Raw genomic sequence first — 14754 nt, 5'->3', positions numbered from 1 at the left:
CTCCTTAAGGCTGTCTAGGCTTAAATTGCTGAAATGCTTCAGCAAATGCTTGATATGCCTGCTGCTCTTCTGCGCTGTGAGCAGGAGGGTTAACTATATTTAATACCAAATACAAATGTCCGAGTGTTTTATTTGGTATCCCTTTATCTTTCAGGCGCAGCTGCTGTCCATTCTTTGCATTCTTTGGCACATTCACTTGCACGGTGCCGCCATCTATAGTTCGCAGCTGAATACTTTGCCCCAGCGCGGCCTCCCAAGGGCTGATGTCTACAGTCATATAGATATCTGCGCCGTCTGCATATAGGCGGGGAGTGCTGCGGTAATGCACCTCAAGATACAGATCGCCGTTTGCACCTCCATTAATACCGGATTGACCTTGGCCGCTGAGGCGGATTTGCTGTCCGTCTTTAAGCCCTTTCGGGATTTTGACCTGCAATGTTTTACGCTGTACTTCTGCTTCGCCATAGGCATTCAGTGTAGGAATCTGCAGGGTAATATTCTGTGTAGAGCCGCTGTAAGCAATGTCTAAACCGACTTCAATACTGGCATGCTGATCTTCACCTTTATAAGGCTGAGCGCTTCTGCGGTTTTGCTGATAATGCTGCTGTCCGCCGCCAAAGCCAGTGCCGAATCGGCCAAATAAGTCTTCAAATCCGCTGAAATCCTGCCCCTTACCTGTGCTGTATTGGCGGAATTGAGTTCCATCAAAGCCGCCATTGCCAGCCGAATGTCCAAAACCTTCAGGATGGTCTAATTGAAAATCATATTCTTGTTTTTTATCTGCATGGCTTAAGGTGTCGTAAGCAGTATTCAGTTCCTGCATCTGGGCTTCAGCATTGCTTTCCCTGCTGATATCCGGGTGGTATTTGCGCGCAAATTTCCGATAGGCCTTTTTCAGTTGATCGGGTGACGCATCGCGAGATACACCCAGCACATCATAATAATTTTTTGCCATATTCTTGATAGGGACTCTGCTTAAAATTTGATCATGTTTTATTCAATATATGAGTCTTCTCCTAAATGAAACAGTATTTATTTGAAGCATATTGTTTCAAATTATGACAATAAAAAAGGCCTCAATTCGAGGCCTTTGAAAATACTGTATAGATTAATACTTAACCCAAGTCACACTGCGTCCGATCACCGATACGCCAATGTAGCCGCGTAAAGTTAAACGCTTGCCAGTGGCATTGATTTTGGCTTTGCCTTTATATACTTTGCCGCTGATCGGATCGAGCACTTTGCCATTCACGAATTCACGCGGATTGCTGGTGGCTTTGAAGTCCCAAATAAACGGCAAGCCTAAAAATGGTTTATTTTTTAAAGCGCCTGGGCAGTGTGTGCAAACTCCTAACTTATCTGAACCAGGAATACTGCGGGTTTCTACAATAATTCCCTCATAAGTGCCATCTGCTTTTTTTCGGATTTCGACATCTGCACGTGAGTATCCAGTTTGGTCATCAATGGTTTTCCATTTGCCGACCAGCAGATCTTCATTGGCAGCAAAACTGCAAATCGAAATCGAAGACAGCAGTAATGCTGCAAATACATTTTTCAAAATACTTTTCATGCTTTTCCCCGTAGCAACTTTATAATTAATTTTAGAGTAAGCGCACTAAAATATAGATAAAAGTATTTAAATTCAAATGTTTGATACGATTTTTTTTACAAAAATAGATTTTTTTATGTGATGTTATTCATATTAAATTTATTTTTTGCCAAAAATAATTCAAACATTCGGCGGCAATCAGTATTTGACCCACGTCAGATTGCGCCCTACAGCTGAACCTTCTGGTCGGCTATGAATCAGTAAATGTTTACCGCTGTTCATTAAGCGCGCGCGTGCAACTGAGCGCTGGCCGGACAGCGGATCAATCATTTTGCCGTCAATATATTCACGCTGATGGGCTGGATCTGCGTTTAATCCTGTCAGCATTGCCATGCCGACAATGGGCATATTCTTTTGCGCGCCGCTGCATTTGATGCAGGTTTCCTGCAGAGCTGTCCCTGGAATGGCCCGTGTGCGAATCACTTTTGCAGTGTAATGCTGATCTTTATCTTTGCTGATGGCGACATCTGCCAGTGAATATCCTGTCCGTTCGTCTATAGTTTTCCATGTTCCAAGCAGTGGATCGGTTCCAGCTGAGGCGTAATGACCGAAGCTGCAAAGACTGAGAAAGAGGGCAGTAATTAAATTAAATTTCATGAAAATAAGCTCAAACTATAAACCGTTAAATTAAAAGTCATAAAAAAAATAAGGATTTAATATATAGTGAAATATAGTTTGATTTCTAGTGCTCGTTTTAAATAAAGCTAAATTATTTCAATGTATTGCGCCTTATTAGTGTAAAGGTGGAGTAAATCGCTGTATATGCTTAGGCAGAAAATGCATGGCTAAAAAATAGCAATGGGGCGAATGTGTAACATGCTATTCATGGATTGAGATGAATCTGTTGACTGCTTGCCTAAGCGCTGCAAAAAATGCAGCAGCCTAAGCGTCAACAAGAAATGGCTGATCAGTCGATACGAATCCAAGAAACTGTTCGGCCCAGCAAGGTGGTGCCGACATAGCCTCGAATAGTCAGGACATTGCCGCGGGCATTCAGCTGGCCTTTACTTTGATAGGTATTGCCTGAAAGTGGATCAATAATTCTGCCATTGATGTATTCATTCGCCTTTTCAGCACTTTTTTCAAATCCCGAAAGAATGGCCAAGCCCAGCAGAGGCGTATTCTTTAAATTACCTTCGCATTTTTCACACTTAGAAATGGCTGGACGGTTGGGAATGGCATGAATTTTAATAATTTTCCCTGCATAGCGGCCATCTTTAAGTTTGCTGATTTTGACTTCAGCGCGCGCGTAACCTGTTTGATCATCAATTGTTTTCCATGTGCCTGCAATATCTGCGGCATAAGTCTGAAAATTGAGGGCAAAAAAGGCGAATAGGCTGAAGATAAGAGTCTTATTCATTTGGAGGTTCCATGTATTTTTTAATTTTTTGTATTGTTCAAAACAAAGCTGTTATTACTGTTGTCGCTTTAGTTCCGCGCAGATTTTACAAGATCAATTTGAGATAGCAAGTTTATTCATCTATTTGTTAAGTGCTCATTTATGTGAATTTCAGATGGTTTTTTTATGCTTCCTCCACGCATAAAAAAGCATCCCGAAGGATGCTTTCAAAAAAATCAATCTGCTTAGCTGAGATGCTCGCCAAATAAGCTTAAAGCCTCTTCCGCAGTAAAAGAGTATTGCGTATTGCAGAACTGGCAGTCCATGGTGATTGGATTCTGATGTTCCAGCGTTTCGCGTACGGCAGCGGCGCCAATCTGAATCAAAGCATTGGCGCAGCGTTCTTTAGAACAGGTGCAGCCGAAATGCAGTTTTTCAACTTCAGGTAAACGGACTTCTTCTTCATTGTATAAGCGGTACAGAATTTCATTGCTGTTCAGCTCAGTCAGTTCTTCTGTTTTTAATGTTTCAGTCAGCATGGTTAAACGCGGCCAAAGGTCTTCGTCTACAAAGCGCTGCTCTTCTTCGCTATTGCGCGGCAGCAGCTGGATCAGCAGGCCGCCAGAGCGCTGTGCTGTGCTCGCCAGCACAATGCGTGTCGGAATCTGTGCTGAAAGATCATAATACTGCATCAAACAGCCGGCTAAAGTGGGCTGATCAAAAGGCACGATGCCTTGGTAGCGTTCGCCGTGTTCCGGTTCAATATTAATAAACAGCACAGGGTTCTGCAGCGTTTTTAGCACGGTGCTGCTGTTTTCGGCTTGAAGAAAGTGCGGATCTTCTTCATAGTCTGCCAAAGCCCGAACTTCACCTAAGTGATTGCATTCCGCCATGCCCCATTTAAAAGTGCCTGATGCCTGAATTTGCAAGCTGATACGGCCTTTGATTTTTAGTGTACTGGCCAGCAGCGCAGTTGCGCTCAGCATTTCGCCTAATAAAATCTGCACAGCAGGGGCGTAGCTACGCTGCGCAAGAATAGTCTGCAGAGCTTCTTCAAGGTGAACAACTTCACCGCGCACAGGGCTATTTTCAATAAAAAAACGTTGGCGTAAATCAGACATAAAATTCTCCATAACCCTGCATTAATGGTGACACTATTGTAAAACACAAGTCATTCAAGATCATCTCTTGTGACATCAATGCGGCTGCGCTGCAAACCGCGCTGTAAATCAACGCCTGTTGCGGATTGGCGGATTTGCGTATCGCTTTCAAATAAATGTTCCAGCTCAGCTAAAGCGTTACGATGTGTTTCGTAAACTTTCTGCTCATCGGTATAAATCTGCTGCTGCTGCGACAGCAGTTCTTCATCAAAGTTGCGGAACAGCTCGATGCTTTTATAGGCATCGTCTTCATTTACACCTACATCACGCAGCAGGTGGTAGGCCATGCCCAGTGACGATAAATAGGTTTCGCGCCAGATATGCTCTACGCCAATATCGCGCAGCAGATGTACATGATGGCGGTCGCGTGCGCGAACCAGCAGTTTTAAGTTGGGATAATTCAGACGGATATGGCGCGCGATATTCATTGAGTCTTCAATATCATCAATGGCCAAAACAAAGGCTTTGGCATGTTCAATGCCTGCCGCCCGCAGAATATCCGGCTGTGCAGCATCGCCATAATACAGCTGGCCGCCATAGGTGCGGACAAAATCGACCTTATCTAAATTGCTGTCAATTGCGGTAAAAGGCTGATGCTGAATATGCGCCACACGGGCAATGATCTGTCCAAAACGGCCAAAGCCGGCAATGATAATGGGTGGATGATGATCTGGAATATCGTCATATTGCGGCGCTGTGTCGGATTTTTGAAAGTGCGGCAGAATCACAGCGCTCATCAGCCAGTACAGCACAGGTGTCAACACCATCGATAGGGTGACCATTAAAGTCAGCGGCTCCATCATGGCTTGGGTCAGCACTTTCTCACTCACTGCAACACTGAAGACGACAAAGGCAAATTCACCGCCTTGCGCCAAGCAGGCGCCCAGCATCAGGCTATTGCGCCATGATTGCTGAAAATAGCGGGCAATAGCGGTCAAAGACAGCAGCTTGACCAGCAACAGTGTCAAAGCGCCGCCAATAATCAGCGCTGGCATATCTATAAATAAGGACAGCTTGGTGGTCATGCCGACGGTCATAAAGAACAGGCCGAGCAGAAGGCCTTTAAAAGGCGCAATACTGGCTTCCAGTTCATGGCGGAATTCAGAATCCGCCAGCAGTACGCCAGTTAAGAAAGCGCCCAAGGTAGTGCTGATGCCGAGTATATCCATCAGCCCAACCACGCCAAGCACAATGAACAGTCCGACAGCAGTGATCAGCTCATGCGCGCCGCTTTTGGCTACAAAGCGGAAAAAAGGGCGCATTAAGTAGCGGCTGAACAGGAACAGTCCGCTAAAGGTCGCGACGATGGCAGCAAAATAGGCGATGCCGTGATGTGTGGATTCAGAGCCGGCCAGCATGGGAATAATGGCGATCAGCGGAATGGCGGCCATGTCCTGAAACAGCAGAATGGAAAAAGACTGCTGGCCAAAGGTGCTGTTCAGCTGCTGTTTTTCATTGAGCAATTGCAGGATAAAAGCGGTTGAAGAAAGCGCAAGGGCAAAACCAATGACCGCACTGGCTGCAATGCCCTGCTGCAGGGCGAAGAAGCTGATAACCGCCAGCAGGATGCCTGCAATGCCGACCTGCAGGCTGCCCATCACAAAAATGGAATGGCGCATTTGCCACAGGCGCTGCGGACGGAGCTCTAAGCCGATAATAAACATTAATAAAATAACGCCAAATTCTGCCAATTCCTGAATGGCTACTGCATCGCTGGCAATATTCAGCACGTTGGGGCCGAGCAGCATGCCCGTGAACAAATAGCCCAAAACGGTTGCAATGCCAAAACGCTTCAGCAAGGGCACCAGCAGCAGTGAGGCGCCTAAAAAAATGGTGATTTGCAGCAGTAGTGACATGCGTCCGTCCTAATTGATTGCGTTTTGTGCAGCAGGGCTGCAAGGCGTGTCGAAGGCAGCGCCTTAGCTGAGTTCTTGCGGATCTATATCCAAACTGAGTTTCATACTGGAGGGCTTCTGCTGCAGCATGTTCAGCCACCAGTGCCGAATATAGAAGTGCAGTCTGGCGCGGTCTGCGGACAGCAGTACCATATGCGACTGATAGCGTCCCGCTTTGCGTTCCATCGGTGCGGGGATCGGCCCCCAGATATCCACGGTATTTTCAGAATTTTGCCTTAAATACTGTGCATGCTGCTGTAAAAAATCTGTATTGATTTTTTGATCTTTTGATTCGCAGCGGATCAGCGCAGCATATCGGAAAGGCGGCATCAGCGCGGCTTGGCGTTCCTTCAATGTCAGTTTGGCAAACTGGCGGTAATCTTCCTGCACCAGCGTATTGAGCAGCGGATGTTCAGGGCGCAGGGTTTGCAGATACACATCGCCTTTGCGTTCACCGCGTCCTGCGCGTCCAGAGACTTGCACCACCAGCTGCGCCGTGCGTTCTGTCGCGCGGAAATCGACACTGAGCAATCCAGAATCAATATCCAGAATAGCCACTAAAGTAACATAGGGAAAATGATGGCCTTTGGCCAGCATTTGTGTTCCCAGTAAAATTACCGGTTCGCTCTTTTGAATTTTATCGTAAATTTTCTGCCAGCTGCCCACCCGGCTGGTTGAATCCCGGTCAACCCGGATCACTTCAAAATCTGGGAACAGTTCATTGAGGCTGTCTTCAACTTTGGCTGTGCCCATGCCTATTGATTTTAACTCAGTATGATTGCACTGCGGGCAATGATCCGGCATGCGGTGAATGGTGCCGCAGTGGTGGCAGTGCAGGTGCTGATAAGGTGTGCGGTGCACAGTGAAATTGGCATCACAATGCGGGCATTTGGCTTGCCATGCGCAGCTTTCGCAAATCAGCACAGGCGCATAGCCGCGGCGGTTTAAAAAGACCAAAACCTGTTCTTTTTTCTCCAAGCGTCTTTTCATTTCGTCCAGCAGCATTTGGCTGATGCCGTGTTGCTTTTGCGCAATTTTTAAATCTAGAATATGAATTTTCGGCATCAATGCTGAGCCTGCCCGTTGATTCAGCTCCAGTACGCTCATTTTACCGTTTTGCACTAGGGCGTAACTGTCTATGCTGGGCGTGGCAGATCCCAGAACCACGGGACACTGTTCTAAATGTCCGCGGTATAGGGCAATATCGCGCGCATGATAACGGAAACCTTCCTGCTGTTTAAATGACAGATCGTGCTCTTCATCTAAAACGATTAAGCCTAAATTTGGCAGCGGGCAAAAAATAGCAGAGCGTGTGCCCAAAATAATCGAGGCTTTGCCTGTTTGTGCCGCTTGCCATGCCTGCAGGCGTTTGGAATCATTTAATCCGGAATGCAGCAGCGCGATATTGCAGTGAAAGCGGGATTGGAAACGGCTAATTGTTTGCGGCGTCAGTCCAATCTCAGGCACCAGCACCAAAACTTGCTTACCGTGTTTCAATACATCCTGCATGATCTGCAGATAGACTTCCGTTTTACCGCTGCCTGTCAGGCCATCGAGCAGAAAAGCTTGATATTTTTTTTGCGCTTTTATGACGGTATCGATGGCTTTTTTCTGTTCATGATTGGCTATTAAAGGCATCTGCGCCATGCTGACCGGCATGGGGCTGAAATCCTGTGCTTCCAGCACACATTCACAAATGCCTTTTTTTTCCAACGCCTTTAAGGTTGCAGTTTCAACTCCTGCGAGATTCAGCAGGTTTTCTGATGTGCCTGAAGGATGCAGTTTCAGCACTTTATAGGCTTCTTGCTGGCGCTCTGAACGCTTGAGCTTATCTTCGGCCTGCTGATCCAGCAGATTCCATGTGCGCGCCAGTAAGTTATAGGGTTTTCCTTGGCGCAGTAAGCCCGGTAAGGCGCCTTGAATGACTTCGCCAATGGGAAATTGATAATATTGCGCAGCCCATGTCAGCAAACTTAAAACTTTGCTGTCTAAAATCGCCTGATCATCCAGCAGTTCAGTAATGGCTTTGAGTTTTATTTTAGGATCAAGCGGAGCATCAGGCGCCAGTTTTTCAGTAATGACCCCGACCAAGTTCTGCCGCCCAAACGATACCGCGACCCGAGCGCCTGCTTCAGCTTGCTGATATTGTTCAGCGCTGAGGCTGTAATCAAAGCAGTCATACAGATAAACTGGAACGGCAACGCGAACGCGGTATACAGCATGTGAAACAGGGTTGGAAACTTGCATAAAAAAGCGATCTGATCCTATTTTAAAGTCGTCGTGATCGAACGGGAGTTGTGGTAGAGTAATTAGATAATTTATATCTAAGAATATGAATGATTTTATAGGTTGGGCGCAACAGCGCGAGTTAATTTTTTGGACAATTAGAGCATACCAATGCCAGCATATCAGTTTACGGCCATAGATGCTTCAGGGAAGCAGCAAAAGGGTGTACTTGAAGGGGATTCCGCGCGTCAAATCCGTCAGCAGCTGCGTGACCAGTCGCTGATCCCAGTCACAGTGGACCCTGTAGAGCAAAAGGACAAGCATGCGCAAAACAGCTGGTTTCAAAAAAGCATCACCTCTTATGATTTGGCCCTGCTGACCCGACAGCTGTCAGTTTTGGTGGCCGCCGCGATTCCTTTGGAAGAAGCCATCCGCGCAGTCGGCAAGCAAAATGAAAAAGCCCATGTGCAGAATTTATTGATGTCTGTGCGTTCAAAAGTACTGGAAGGCCATTCCTTAGCCAATGCGCTGAGTCAATCCGGCCGCTTTCCTGAACTGTATATTGCAACCATTGCCGCAGGCGAACGCTCAGGCCATTTGGATTTAATTTTAGATCAATTGGCGGATTACACCGAAAACCGTTTTGCCATGCAGAAGAAAGTGCAGGGCGCGATGATTTATCCGGTTATTTTAATGCTGATGTCTTTCGCGATTGTGATGGGGCTGATGACCTATGTCGTGCCGGATATTGTTAAAACCTTTGATCAGGATAAAGGCGCATTGCCTTGGATTACTGTGGCGCTGATGAATGCCAGCGATTTTATCCGCGTGGCCTGGCCTTTTTTGCTGGCTGGAACGGCTGTCGGCATTTTTCTGCTGGCGCGGTTTTTAAGAACAGCGGCGGGGCACTATGCCTTTGACCGCTTAACCTTAAAGCTGCCCCTTTTCAGTAAATTGTCCAAGGGCATTAATGCTGCGCGTTTTGCCAGTACCCTGTCTATTCTAACCAAATCCGGCGTGCCGCTGGTGGATGCCTTAAAAATTGGCGCGGCGGTCAGCAATAACTGGGTGATCCGCGATTCTGTGAATTTGGCTGCGGAAAAAGTGACTGAAGGCGGCAATCTGGCGACGCAGCTGGAGCGCAGTGGATATTTCCCACCAATGATGGTACAAATGATCCGAAGCGGTGAAGCTTCAGGCGAATTGGACCGAATGCTGGAGCGTGCATCAGACATGCAGGATCGGGAAGTCACAACGCTTATTTCAACCTTGCTGGCGCTATTGGAACCGCTCATGCTGGTGCTGATGGCGAGCATTGTTTTAGTGATTGTGATTGCAGTGATGCTGCCGATCGTCAATATGAATAATATGATTTAAACAAACTTTTTCAGTGCTATAGAACACGAGATTAAATAGATGCAATCAAATGGATTAAACAGCAGGCAGAATGGTTTCACTTTAATTGAAGTCATGGTGGTGATTGTGATTTTAGGCGTATTGGCTGCGCTGATTGTGCCGAACGTCATGGGCCGCGGCGAAAAAGCCAAAGTGGATACCAGTGCGATCACCCTGAAAAGCGTAGCTGGCGCTTTGGATCAGTACAAAATGGACAACGGCAAATATCCTTCAATGCAGGATGGCGGCTTAGGCGCTTTAGTGAATAAGCCTGAATCAGCGAAGAACTGGCTGCCGGGCGGCTATGTGAAAGGCGGCTATCCAAAAGACAGCTGGGAAAATGACATTCAATATGTGATTCCAGGCTCTGAAGGCCGTCCTTATGACCTGTATTCATTTGGCGCAGATGGCCAGTCTGGCGGTGAAGGCAATGACGCCGATATTTTTTATCAGCATTAATTGAGAATAATTATTTATTCGGCTTTGATGGAAATAAACACTTCACTTAATAGGTTGTTTCAATATTGAGTGAAGTGATAATCTTTCTTAATTATCTTTTATAATATAAATGACTGAAAAATATAAAATTTAAATAATATTTCTATTTGATAGTTATAATAAGAATTATTCCCAAGATTATTGATTACAATAATCGTAAAAGATGAAGAAATATAAGCTTTTAATTTAAATAAAACCTTGCATAATACTTCTTATGGCGCTTATTTATTTTAGGAGGATAGTATGAAAGCATTAATGTTAAACGATGAAATCAATCAATTTCATTGGGCTATGCTGAAATCTGTTCTTTTAATTCTCAGCATTCTTCCCGTGAGCCAAGGCATTGTGCATTTATGGCAAAGCACTGAAGGCAGCAGCCAAATTATGGTGGGTTTCTTTGCTTTGAGTATGATGAGCACGTTATTGGTTCTCAGTTTCTGGTCCGCGTTGCAAGCCACTGTAGCCAAATTAAAACAGGCGCATGAGTCTGTGTTTGAGCAGGCAGTGGTGAAAGTCTACCGCTATATTCCTATGCTGTCCCTAGCGGCAATGATGTCATATATCGTCAGCCAGTTTTAATCTGGGCAAGTTCTAAAACTGCACAGATTAGAACTTGCAGTAAAATATTCAAAACCGAAGTCATCACTTCGGTTTTTTATTGCCTCTGAACTCCGTTGACCCTTGCTATGCAGGCAGCATGAATTGTCTGAATTACAGCACGTGTTGTCTATTTCAGCGCAGCGCAATCGGTTTTTCTTTTTCTATACTGATCATGAAAAATAAATAGGAGCGTGCGGCACCATGCAGCAGATTGAATGGAATGACTTTTTTAAAGTAGAGATCCGTGTTGGACGGATTGTTCAGGCAGAAATTTTCAAAGAAGCCAGAAACCCAGCCTATATTTTACATGTGGATTTTGGGGAGGAGCTGGGCATCAAAAAATCCAGTGCGCAAATTACCGAGCTGTATCAGCCAGAGCAATTAATTGGCAAGCTGGTGGCAGCTGTTGTGAATTTTCCTAAAAAACAGATTGGGCCGATTCAGTCCGAGTGCCTTGTGACGGGTTTTCATAACGCATCAGGGCAGGTGGCATTGTGTGTGCCAGATAGAGACGTGCCTTTGGGCACCAAACTGCTTTAATCTGAATGGTCAAATAAAATGTGAAGCGTTCTTGACCTGCAATAAAAAACCGAGCATCGGCTCGGTTTTTTATTGCATTATTTGAATTTTAAAGACGGCATTTAACGGCGTGATTTAAACGATATGTCGACTTTGCGTGGACGGTAAACCCAGCCCAAAATCAGCAGCAATACGGAGAACCCGAGTACAGGCCAGTCACTGAGGCGGGTATACAGCGTTTCGCCCTGCATTGCCGGCAGATTGCCGCGCAGTACCGCTTCTTTATCCATCGGCGCCTGTTTGACGATATGGCCATTATGGTCAATAAATGCAGTTACACCTGTATTGGTCGCACGGATAAACCAGCGGCCGTTTTCTTTTGCGCGCATCTGCACCATTTGCAGATGCTGCAATGGGCCTGCAGTACCTGTGAACCATGCATCATTGGATACGGTCACTAAAAAATCGCTTTGCTGCGCATTGCGCCGTGTCAGATTCGGATAGGCCACTTCGTAGCAAATCGCTGCGCCTAGATCATGATTTTTGATTGATAAAGGCTTCTGGTCGCTGGCGCCGCGGGAAAACCCGCTCATTGACGGATCATTCTGCAGTGCGGGTAGCACCCAGCTCAGCAAACCTGATAATGGAATATATTCACCAAAGGGCACTAAGCGTTGCTTTTTGTATAAGCCTTCAGATTCATCGCCGCTGGCCATAATGCTGTTGTAATACATCGGGTAGCCTGCACGGCTGGATTCTGCCAAGTCCCAGTAGGGAATGCCAGTCACCCAAGCCGTACCGGTTTTTTCCGCTTGTGCATTCATGGCGTCTAAAAAGGGTTCGATATCGGTTTGAAACAGCGGAATGGAAGATTCAGGCCAAACAATCAGATCACGGCCCCATTCTGTGCGGCTGAGCTGGGCATATATCATCAAGGTTTTGGTTTGATATTCGGTCAGCCATTTTAAATCTTGCGGAATATTGCCCTGAATGAGGGAAACGGACAGCGGTTTAGTTGCTTTGGGTTCGACAAAATCCAGCTGAGCGGCGCCCCATGCGCCCAGCAGCATTACAGCAGCAGGAACAATCCAAAAGACTTTTTTATTGAGAATTTCGACCAGCGCGCAAGCCAGCAGAATGACTGCAAAGGATACGCCGAACACGCCAAACAGCGGCGCGTAGCCATCCAAAAAGCGTTCAGTAAAGGCATAGCCTGCAAACAGCCACGGGAAGCCGGTGAACACCCAAGTTTTAGACCATTCAAACAGCACCCAAAGCGGGGCAAAGGTCAGCGGTGTTTCTGGAAAAAAGCGGCGGTAAAGCCATGTTTGCACGGCAGTAAACAGCCCCATTACTAGGGCCATGATGGCAATCATCAAGACGCTTAAAAATGAATTGGTATCACCATAGACATGAATTGAGGTATACAGCCAAAATGCGCCGACAAACCACAGGCCGATGCCATAAGCCCAGCCAATGCCAAAGGCCTGTTTAGCGCTGCGTTTGCGCAGGCAGGCATACAGCAAAGCCGGTGAAAGGATTGCCAGCCACCAGTAATGATAAGGCGCTAAGGCAAAACTGAAGATTGCGCCGGAAAATAGCGCAATCAGCAAAGGAAAAATTAAAGGCAGCTGTTTTTGTTGTTCTGCGGAATTTAACAGCTTGTCAAAATAGGTTCTCATTTACGGACAGCTCGAATCAGATGAATAGTGCGCGCATCTGCTTCTAGAATCGTAAATTCCCAATCTCCAATTTCAATCACTTGACCTTGCAAATCGCTTACTAAACCAATTTCCTGAAGCAAAAGGCCGCCCACAGTTTCTACTTCATCATCAGAAAAGTCTGCATCTAAAACATTGTTGAAATGTTCAATTGGTGTAAGCGCTTGAACCAGCCATGTATTTGCGGTTTTCGGGTCAGCATCCAGCACAATGAACTCAGCTTCTTCATCGACATTGTCGTGCTCGTCTTCAATTTCACCGACAATTTCTTCCAAAATGTCTTCAAGCGTCACTAAACCTGAGGTTGTGCCGTATTCATCAATGACAATGGCAATGTGAGTCTGGGTGTTTTTCAGCATGCGCAGCACTTGGTCTGAACGCGCGCTTTCCGGGACAAACAGCGGCTGACGCATTAAAGCGCGGATATCTACTTTCGCTGTCCGGTCTGTCAAAAATGGCAACAGGTCTTTGGCCAGTAAAATGCCGACCACGTTATCCGGCTGGTCTGAAGAGAAAACAGGGAAGCGCGAATGCGCAGATTCAATCAGAACATGCAAAATATCCAGCAGTTCATCATCTTCCTGCAGGCTGATCATTGCAGTGCGCGGGGTCATCACTTCACGGATTTTTGTTGCCGGAAGGTCAAGAACGCCTTCAAGCATGGCAACAGTATCGGGTTCTAAGAAACGACGTGAATCTTGTACTAATTTTAACAGTTCGTCGCGGGTTTCTGGCGCAGTGCCTAACCATTTTCGTAAGCCGCGCATGCCCCACGACGGGCCTGATTCCTCGTGCATGATGTTTCCTGAAGACTCTTAATATCTAAAAAATAGGATTTTATCATACCGCAGAAAATACAGTTGTCTATGTCCTTTGCGCGGTGAAAATTGAATGATCAGATCAAAAGCATATTTGATGTATAGCCATCGGGCGCATCTTGAGGGTTGCAGACTCATCTTTACAGTGATCTTTTTAAGCGGCAGCGTCATCGTTTGGATGCGGCAAGCACTGGCTATAATACAAAAGCGCCGAAGATGCGGCATCAGGGGAGGCATGTTAAACTAGCAGGGTTTTTATCTTCTGAGTTATGTAATGTCTGAACCTGCAATTACGCCGAGCATTCAATTAAACACCCGCGGCCTGCGCTGTCCTGAGCCTGTGATGATGTTGCATCAGGCGATTCGCAAGTCTAAATCGGGCGATGTGGTTGAAGTTTTTGCAACCGATAACTCAACCTCTTGGGATATTCCAAAATTCTGTATGCATTTGGGCCATGAACTTTTGCTGCAGGAAGAACGCTTAGATGAAAACGGCAATAAAGAATTTCATTATTTGGTGCAGAAAGGTTAAACCGTTTGCTCAAATAAAAAAATCCCTTCATCAAGCAGGGATTTTTTTATGACCGTAGTTCAGTCATTCTTCAGCAGAGCCGGCTATGCAATGTGCTGCCCGCTCTGTGAGGATGTTCCAAATTACATATTTGGATAGTTCGGACCACCGCCGCCTTCCGGCGTTACCCAAGTGATATTCTGAGACGGATCTTTGATGTCACAGGTTTTGCAGTGCACACAGTTGGCCGCGTTGATTTGGAAACGCTTCGAACCGTCATCATTTTCCATGATTTCATACACACCAGCTGGGCAGTAGCGCTGTGCAGGCTCATCCCATTTCGGCAGGTTTACATCTACAGGAATAGACGCATCTGTCAGTTTCAAGTGAGCAGGCTGGTTTTCTTCATGCACCGTATTGGATACGAATACTGAAGATAAACGGTCAAAGGTCAGCTTGCCAT

Annotated in this window: 15 protein-coding genes; 5 read left to right on the top strand and 10 right to left on the bottom strand. The window is 46.2% G+C overall.

Going from position 1 to position 14754, the window contains the following annotated elements; all coding sequences use genetic code 11:
* Positions 1-4: 4 nt before the first annotated feature.
* The 7 genes from B9T34_RS16930 to B9T34_RS16900 all read right to left on the bottom strand — a co-directional run bounded on the left by B9T34_RS16930 (position 5) and on the right by B9T34_RS16900 (position 8250).
* Positions 5-955 carry a DnaJ C-terminal domain-containing protein gene (locus tag B9T34_RS16930; protein WP_086214310.1) on the bottom strand — a complete coding sequence of 317 codons (951 nt, stop codon included), beginning with the start codon at positions 953-955 and terminating at the stop codon, positions 5-7.
* Between the two features lie 153 nt (positions 956-1108).
* Complete coding sequence (locus tag B9T34_RS16925; protein ID WP_086214309.1) at positions 1109-1570, bottom strand: DUF2147 domain-containing protein; 462 nt, start codon at positions 1568-1570, stop codon at positions 1109-1111.
* Positions 1571-1747: 177 nt separating this feature from the next.
* Positions 1748-2206, bottom strand: a complete 459-nt coding sequence (locus B9T34_RS16920; protein WP_086214308.1) for a DUF2147 domain-containing protein — start codon at positions 2204-2206, stop codon at positions 1748-1750.
* 310 nt (positions 2207-2516) lie between these two features.
* A complete protein-coding gene (locus B9T34_RS16915; protein ID WP_086214307.1) occupies positions 2517-2969 on the bottom strand; it encodes a DUF2147 domain-containing protein in 453 nt (150 codons plus the stop codon).
* 224 nt (positions 2970-3193) lie between these two features.
* The gene (locus B9T34_RS16910; RefSeq protein ID WP_086214306.1) at positions 3194-4069 is read right to left on the bottom strand and encodes an Hsp33 family molecular chaperone HslO; all 876 of its coding nucleotides are present in this window, start codon (positions 4067-4069) and stop codon (positions 3194-3196) included.
* Positions 4070-4119: 50 nt separating this feature from the next.
* Complete coding sequence (locus tag B9T34_RS16905; protein ID WP_086214305.1) at positions 4120-5964, bottom strand: monovalent cation:proton antiporter-2 (CPA2) family protein; 1845 nt, start codon at positions 5962-5964, stop codon at positions 4120-4122.
* Between the two features lie 63 nt (positions 5965-6027).
* Complete coding sequence (locus B9T34_RS16900) at positions 6028-8250, bottom strand: primosomal protein N' (protein WP_086214304.1); 2223 nt, start codon at positions 8248-8250, stop codon at positions 6028-6030.
* A 150-nt stretch (positions 8251-8400) separates the two neighbouring features.
* On the opposite strand from B9T34_RS16900, the gene gspF reads away from it, so the two are divergent.
* The 4 genes from gspF to B9T34_RS16880 all read left to right on the top strand — a co-directional run bounded on the left by gspF (position 8401) and on the right by B9T34_RS16880 (position 11262).
* Complete coding sequence (gene gspF, locus B9T34_RS16895) at positions 8401-9606, top strand: type II secretion system inner membrane protein GspF (protein ID WP_086214303.1); 1206 nt, start codon at positions 8401-8403, stop codon at positions 9604-9606.
* Positions 9607-9645: 39 nt separating this feature from the next.
* Entirely contained in the window at positions 9646-10083 is a 438-nt protein-coding gene (gene gspG, locus B9T34_RS16890; RefSeq protein WP_086214302.1) for a type II secretion system major pseudopilin GspG, read from the top strand.
* Between the two features lie 282 nt (positions 10084-10365).
* The gene (locus tag B9T34_RS16885) at positions 10366-10701 is read left to right on the top strand and encodes a hypothetical protein (protein WP_086214301.1); all 336 of its coding nucleotides are present in this window, start codon (positions 10366-10368) and stop codon (positions 10699-10701) included.
* A gap of 222 nt (positions 10702-10923) precedes the next feature.
* The gene (locus tag B9T34_RS16880) at positions 10924-11262 is read left to right on the top strand and encodes a tRNA-binding protein (RefSeq protein WP_086214300.1); all 339 of its coding nucleotides are present in this window, start codon (positions 10924-10926) and stop codon (positions 11260-11262) included.
* Positions 11263-11363: 101 nt separating this feature from the next.
* Here B9T34_RS16880 and lnt read toward each other — a convergent pair whose 3' ends face one another.
* Both lnt and B9T34_RS16870 read right to left on the bottom strand, forming a co-directional pair.
* The gene (lnt, locus tag B9T34_RS16875) at positions 11364-12923 is read right to left on the bottom strand and encodes an apolipoprotein N-acyltransferase (protein WP_086214299.1); all 1560 of its coding nucleotides are present in this window, start codon (positions 12921-12923) and stop codon (positions 11364-11366) included.
* Positions 12920-13759 carry an HlyC/CorC family transporter gene (locus B9T34_RS16870; protein WP_086214298.1) on the bottom strand — a complete coding sequence of 280 codons (840 nt, stop codon included), beginning with the start codon at positions 13757-13759 and terminating at the stop codon, positions 12920-12922. Before B9T34_RS16870 ends, lnt begins: the two co-directional genes overlap by 4 nt.
* 295 nt (positions 13760-14054) lie before the next feature.
* On the opposite strand from B9T34_RS16870, the gene tusA reads away from it, so the two are divergent.
* Positions 14055-14312, top strand: coding sequence for a sulfurtransferase TusA (tusA, locus tag B9T34_RS16865; RefSeq protein ID WP_086214297.1), 258 nt, complete (start codon positions 14055-14057; stop codon positions 14310-14312).
* A 122-nt stretch (positions 14313-14434) separates the two neighbouring features.
* On the opposite strand, the gene B9T34_RS16860 is transcribed toward tusA, so the two are convergent.
* Positions 14435-14754 (bottom strand): 4Fe-4S dicluster domain-containing protein (locus B9T34_RS16860; protein WP_171265233.1); only part of this gene is annotated, 320 nt, incomplete at its 5' end.

Source organism: Acinetobacter sp. ANC 3813, assembly GCF_002135435.1.
In the GTDB taxonomy this organism is placed as follows: Bacteria; Pseudomonadota; Gammaproteobacteria; order Pseudomonadales; family Moraxellaceae; genus Acinetobacter.
The sequence above is the reverse complement of the archived record's forward strand: the minus strand, read 5'-3'. Positions and strand labels throughout refer to the sequence as shown.

Excerpts from the sequence above, each read along its gene's own strand:
- B9T34_RS16930 (WP_086214310.1), bottom strand. The coding sequence starts at position 955 with ATGGCAAAAAATTATTATGATGTGCTGGGTGTATCTCGCGATGCGTCA.
- B9T34_RS16925 (WP_086214309.1), bottom strand. The coding sequence starts at position 1,570 with ATGAAAAGTATTTTGAAAAATGTATTTGCAGCATTACTGCTGTCTTCG.
- B9T34_RS16920 (WP_086214308.1), bottom strand. The coding sequence starts at position 2,206 with ATGAAATTTAATTTAATTACTGCCCTCTTTCTCAGTCTTTGCAGCTTC.
- B9T34_RS16915 (WP_086214307.1), bottom strand. The coding sequence starts at position 2,969 with ATGAATAAGACTCTTATCTTCAGCCTATTCGCCTTTTTTGCCCTCAAT.
- B9T34_RS16910 (WP_086214306.1), bottom strand. The coding sequence starts at position 4,069 with ATGTCTGATTTACGCCAACGTTTTTTTATTGAAAATAGCCCTGTGCGC.
- B9T34_RS16905 (WP_086214305.1), bottom strand. The coding sequence starts at position 5,964 with ATGTCACTACTGCTGCAAATCACCATTTTTTTAGGCGCCTCACTGCTG.
- B9T34_RS16900 (WP_086214304.1), bottom strand. The coding sequence starts at position 8,250 with ATGCAAGTTTCCAACCCTGTTTCACATGCTGTATACCGCGTTCGCGTT.
- gspF (WP_086214303.1), top strand. The coding sequence starts at position 8,401 with ATGCCAGCATATCAGTTTACGGCCATAGATGCTTCAGGGAAGCAGCAA.
- gspG (WP_086214302.1), top strand. The coding sequence starts at position 9,646 with ATGCAATCAAATGGATTAAACAGCAGGCAGAATGGTTTCACTTTAATT.
- B9T34_RS16885 (WP_086214301.1), top strand. The coding sequence starts at position 10,366 with ATGAAAGCATTAATGTTAAACGATGAAATCAATCAATTTCATTGGGCT.
- B9T34_RS16880 (WP_086214300.1), top strand. The coding sequence starts at position 10,924 with ATGCAGCAGATTGAATGGAATGACTTTTTTAAAGTAGAGATCCGTGTT.
- lnt (WP_086214299.1), bottom strand. The coding sequence starts at position 12,923 with ATGAGAACCTATTTTGACAAGCTGTTAAATTCCGCAGAACAACAAAAA.
- B9T34_RS16870 (WP_086214298.1), bottom strand. The coding sequence starts at position 13,759 with ATGCACGAGGAATCAGGCCCGTCGTGGGGCATGCGCGGCTTACGAAAA.
- tusA (WP_086214297.1), top strand. The coding sequence starts at position 14,055 with ATGTCTGAACCTGCAATTACGCCGAGCATTCAATTAAACACCCGCGGC.